Here is a 4,261-nt window from a genome sequence, read left to right on the forward strand (position 1 = left end):
TTTTATAAATCAGCCTGCTTTTGGCAAGTCAAGCGATTGTCCGGTCAGCTTTTTGTATACTCCGGGCTTGTCCTGCTCCGCGACAAGGTAGCCGTAGAAAAAATCTTTGGCTATTGCCGGAGGCAGATGGCAAGCCTCGCCGATACGCTTTATTCTTTGAAGCAAATCTTGATGCGTGCAATTTTCAAAAGAGTTCATCCAGCAACTCCTTTTCCCACCCGCATAAAGTTTCATCATCATTTAATGATAATGCCGTTTTTTTTCGATTAGTCCATTTTGTACGCCATAAATATATTCTCCTTGCAGCTATATTAAGCTGCTAAGCAGGACGTATATTGTCCCCGGTTAAATTGTGAATAAAAATTAAAGCAAAGAGAATTTTAGAAGCAGTATTTATGAAAGCTGAGATGGAGTTATTTGTTTTTTTTGTTGCGAGTCGTACTGCAAAAAGAGAGTGTTTGGTGTTGGAGAAAATTTTACTGTTTTATTATTTGCGCCAGAAGTTGGCAAAAACAGAGTCTGCAAGTGCCATAAGCGATGAGCAGCTGCTTAGAGCACTTGCAGACCATCTAGGGTTTGATATTGTCGCAAGATAAAGCCCTAAATGCTTTGAAAAAAAATTGCTACAGGGTGGATGCCTGTAGCAAAGTCTAAGGAGGCGTTTATGTCTAAAAAACATAAGCGAAAACCGCTAACCAGCAAGAGGCTGAAAGCCTTTTTGCTGGACTTACTGAGAGAAGCCATCATAGCCATTATTGTGCAGCTCTTAGTAACATTTTGTTACAAGCTATTTAAAATAACTTGTAAGGGCTAGTTTTTTAGCATATACTCCAAAAATAGTTTAAGGGTTATTTTATGGAAAAGCAAGAGGTTTTAAAATTTTTAATAGGTTTCATCATCATTTTCGCGGCAATTCATTTTGCAAGAAGAATGAAGTAATGTGCGTGTCTTTTTATTATTAGAATTGGTTTTAATCATAAAAATCAGGGCTATGTTTTTATCGTATTCAGGGCGGACTGTCTCTCTATCGCAAGTTTCTTTTGTAATGTGTCATGTTGTGGCATAAAGAAGCACAAGCCTGTTTTTTAGAGTACAGCAACGTTTTTTTTCTGAGCCTGCGTTTAAACTTTGCCTTTTGTCGAAGGAATTTCCCCGTTTCTTCTTGGGTCGATTGCTGTTGCCTGGCGTAAGGCTCTGGCTGCGGCTTTAAAAAGCCCTTCTATTTTGTGGTGATCGGAACGGCCTCGGATTGTATCTAAATGAATGTTGCATTTTGCGTTTGCCGCAAATCCTTGCCAAAAATCTTCAAAGCAATCTGTCTGAAAAAGGTAGTCGTTTCCGTCTTCGTCGCGGCTCAAAAGCGGAATTCCTGTCAGCTGGGCGTTACATACGCAGTATGGGCGTCCTCCAAGGTCAACTGCCACTTGAGAAGTTGCATCTTTTCGTTCTTCTGTAGATGCGGATTCAATTAAATCAAAATCAACTCCGCATCTTAAAAGGCTTTCGTCCATAGGGTAGATAAAATAGCCTGTCCGAAAAATTCCTGCGCAGTTTCCAAGCGCTTTCGCAAAAGCCATTCCTAGGGCAATTCCAGTGTCTTCTATCAAATGGTGCTGGTCTACGTCCAAGTCTCCGGAAATTTCTCCGGAAAGGTCAAAAAGTCCGTGTTTGCAGAAAGAATTGAGCATATGGTTAAAAAAGCCGATTGGATTTTTTACAGTATATTTTCCGCTTCCATCGAGATTAAGAATCAATTTTATTTGAGTTTCTTTAGTGTTTCGTTCAATTTCTGCTATTCTTTCCATAAAAAATGGTTCCTTAAGTGATTTTTGTAGGAGTAATTTTTTTTAATTACTGCATAACCTTTCTCAGTTCGTATTCGAGAATATCAGTTGCCCCAAGCTGATGCAATTTTGGGAGGAGAGTCGGAACTTCGCTCTTTTTTACGGCAATTTTTACTGCATAACCGTTGTCGCCAAAAAGTGGCGAAACTGTCGGGCTTTTCATTGCAGGAATTCCTTTAATAAGCGCATCAAAATTGTCTTTTGAAACGTTCATTTCGAGCATTACGCGGCTACGTGCTGCAAGAACTGCTTCAAAAAGCATTTTAAGCTCCATGATTTTTTGTTTTTTCTCAGGATCTTTTAACGCCTCTTTAGAAGCGTACATTCTTGTCGAAGATTCCATGATTGTGTCACAAATTTTAAGGTGATTTGCGCGCAAACTTGAACCTGTCGAAGTATTGTCTATCAAAATCTGAGCAAGAGCCTGTTCGTTGTCCTGAACAAATCCTTCTGAAGTTCCCCATGTGCGGAAAATTTTCCCATCAACGTTCTTGCCTTTTGCCCAAAAACGGCTCAAATTCTGGTATTCGGTTGCAATTGTAACCGGTTTTTTGAGAAGCGCGTCAAAATCTACGGTTTCTGGAACTGCAACGACAATGCGCACTGGATCAAAACCCAAGTCCATGATTTCTTCAACCTGATCTTGAACTCCGTTTTCAAAAACCCAGTCTTTTCCCGAAAAAGCAACATCGGCACGGTTGTCGGCAAGCAGCGCGCTGGAAATTTGCGGTTTTACAACCTGAAAAGCCAGGTCGTCCTGATTTGTAATCGGATAATATGTGCGGTCTGGCAAATAAATTGAAATGCCGACATCTTTTAAAAGTTCAACAACAGATTCGTAAATTCTTCCTTTAGCCAAAAGAATACTCAGTTTTTTCATAAAAAATCCTTTCGGGACAAACCCAATAAATCTTCTAATATAATAAAGAAATATAACGCAAAATTCAACTTTGAAGACAAAATACTGAATTAGTGATTTTTTTCCTTAAGCTCGCAATTTCTTGTGGAAATGCAATTTTTGGATTTTTTTCGAAAATATTTCAAATTGGGCGCAAATTGGTTTTAAAATATTCAAAAAGTCGTTTTTCTGTGCTAAAATTGCATATATTTATTTTTTCGAGGTAAAAAAATGGACGGCAAGGAAGAAATTCTTGAACTTTTGCGTGAAAATGCGCGTCTTTCTGTTGAAGACATTTCCGCAATGACGAAAAAAACTCCAGATGAGGTTAAAAAAATTATTGCCGAACTGGAAAGCGAAGGTGTTATTTTAAAATATGCCGCCATTATAAATCCAGAAAAAGACGAAGCGAATAAAGATAAGGTTGTTGCCGAAATTGAAATTCAGTGTCAGCCTGAACGTGAACACGGTTTTGATGCGCTTGCCGAACGAATTTACAGATTTCCGCAGGTTAAGTCGCTTTATTTGATGAGCGGTGGCTATGATTTAAAGGTTGTAATCGAAGGCGACAACTTAAAAGAAGTTGCAGGTTTTGTTTCGAGCAAACTTTCGACTTTGAACGGTGTACGTTCGACAAAAACACATTTTCTTTTAAAAAAATACAAGGAAAATGATGTTCTCTACGTTGAAGACGAAACTGACCGTCGCGAAGGAGTCATGGCATAAAAATGAACAACAGACCCGATAAATTTTCTAAATCAATGATGAACATTCCTCCGTCAGGAATCCGCAAATTCTTTGAAATGCTGATTGGGCATGATGACGTAATTTCTCTTTCTGTAGGCGAGCCGGATTTTCCTACTCCGTGGGTTATGCGCGAAGAAGCGTTTTATCATCTTGAAAAAGGCCACACTTCTTATACTTCAAACTGGGGCTTGCTTGAGCTTCGTGAAGAAATTTCAAGATATATGGAAAGATATGAGCTTTACTACAATCCAAAAAATGAAATTCTCGTTACGGTTGGCGCAAGCGAAGGAGTTGATGCTTCTTTGCGCGCAATTCTCAATCCTGGTGACGAACTGATTGTCGTTCAGCCTTGTTATGTAAACTATGTTCCTTTGGCAGAACTGTGTCAGGTTAATGTAATTCCAATTGATTCTGGTGTAAACGGTTATTATCCGACTGCTCAGCAGATTAAAGATGCAATTACTCCAAAAACAAAAGCTGTCATGATTTGTTCTCCAAATAATCCGACTGGAACTATGATTCCTGCAGAAGAGCTTGAAAAAATTGCAAAAGTTATCGTAGAAAATCAGATTTGGTGTATTTCGGACGAAATTTATTGTGAGCTTCATTATGAAGATGCACAGCATGTTTCTATTGGTTCGTTTCCGGGGATGAAAGATTACACGATTATTTTGAACGGTTTTTCTAAATCTTTTGCTATGACAGGCTGGCGAATTGGTTACATTGCTGCTCCTGCCGACCTTTTGCAGCAAATTGTAAAACTTCACGGTTA

6 protein-coding genes are annotated in these 4,261 nt (G+C 38.9%); 4 read left to right on the plus strand and 2 right to left on the minus strand.

The genetic code is table 11. The features are described from left to right. Positions 1-270: hypothetical protein (locus B2X33_RS01930; protein WP_296667201.1), on the plus strand; the 270-nt coding region annotated here is incomplete at its 5' end. Positions 271-395: 125 nt separating this feature from the next. Then, positions 396-596, plus strand: a complete 201-nt coding sequence (locus tag B2X33_RS01935; RefSeq protein WP_296667202.1) for a hypothetical protein — start codon at positions 396-398, stop codon at positions 594-596. A gap of 525 nt (positions 597-1,121) precedes the next feature. Here B2X33_RS01935 and B2X33_RS01940 read toward each other — a convergent pair. After that, positions 1,122-1,805: an imidazoleglycerol-phosphate dehydratase gene (locus B2X33_RS01940; RefSeq protein WP_296667203.1), complete on the minus strand. Its 684-nt coding sequence runs from the start codon at positions 1,803-1,805 to the stop codon at positions 1,122-1,124. 46 nt (positions 1,806-1,851) lie between these two features. Further along, complete coding sequence (gene hisG, locus B2X33_RS01945) at positions 1,852-2,724, minus strand: ATP phosphoribosyltransferase (protein ID WP_078930800.1); 873 nt, start codon at positions 2,722-2,724, stop codon at positions 1,852-1,854. A 249-nt stretch (positions 2,725-2,973) separates the two neighbouring features. Between hisG and B2X33_RS01950 the strand changes: the two genes are divergently transcribed. Next, positions 2,974-3,468 (plus strand): Lrp/AsnC family transcriptional regulator, encoded by a 495-nt coding sequence (locus B2X33_RS01950; RefSeq protein ID WP_296019274.1) that lies wholly within the window; start codon positions 2,974-2,976, stop codon positions 3,466-3,468. A 2-nt stretch (positions 3,469-3,470) separates the two neighbouring features. Next, the coding region (locus B2X33_RS01955) for a pyridoxal phosphate-dependent aminotransferase (protein ID WP_296667207.1) at positions 3,471-4,261 on the plus strand (791 nt) is incomplete at its 3' end.

Source organism: Treponema sp. UBA785 (assembly GCF_002297065.1).
In the GTDB taxonomy this organism is placed as follows: domain Bacteria; phylum Spirochaetota; class Spirochaetia; order Treponematales; family Treponemataceae; genus Treponema_D.

Excerpts from the sequence above, each read along its gene's own strand:
- B2X33_RS01935 (WP_296667202.1), top strand. The coding sequence starts at position 396 with ATGAAAGCTGAGATGGAGTTATTTGTTTTTTTTGTTGCGAGTCGTACT.
- B2X33_RS01940 (WP_296667203.1), bottom strand. The coding sequence starts at position 1,805 with ATGGAAAGAATAGCAGAAATTGAACGAAACACTAAAGAAACTCAAATA.
- hisG (WP_078930800.1), bottom strand. The coding sequence starts at position 2,724 with ATGAAAAAACTGAGTATTCTTTTGGCTAAAGGAAGAATTTACGAATCT.
- B2X33_RS01950 (WP_296019274.1), top strand. The coding sequence starts at position 2,974 with ATGGACGGCAAGGAAGAAATTCTTGAACTTTTGCGTGAAAATGCGCGT.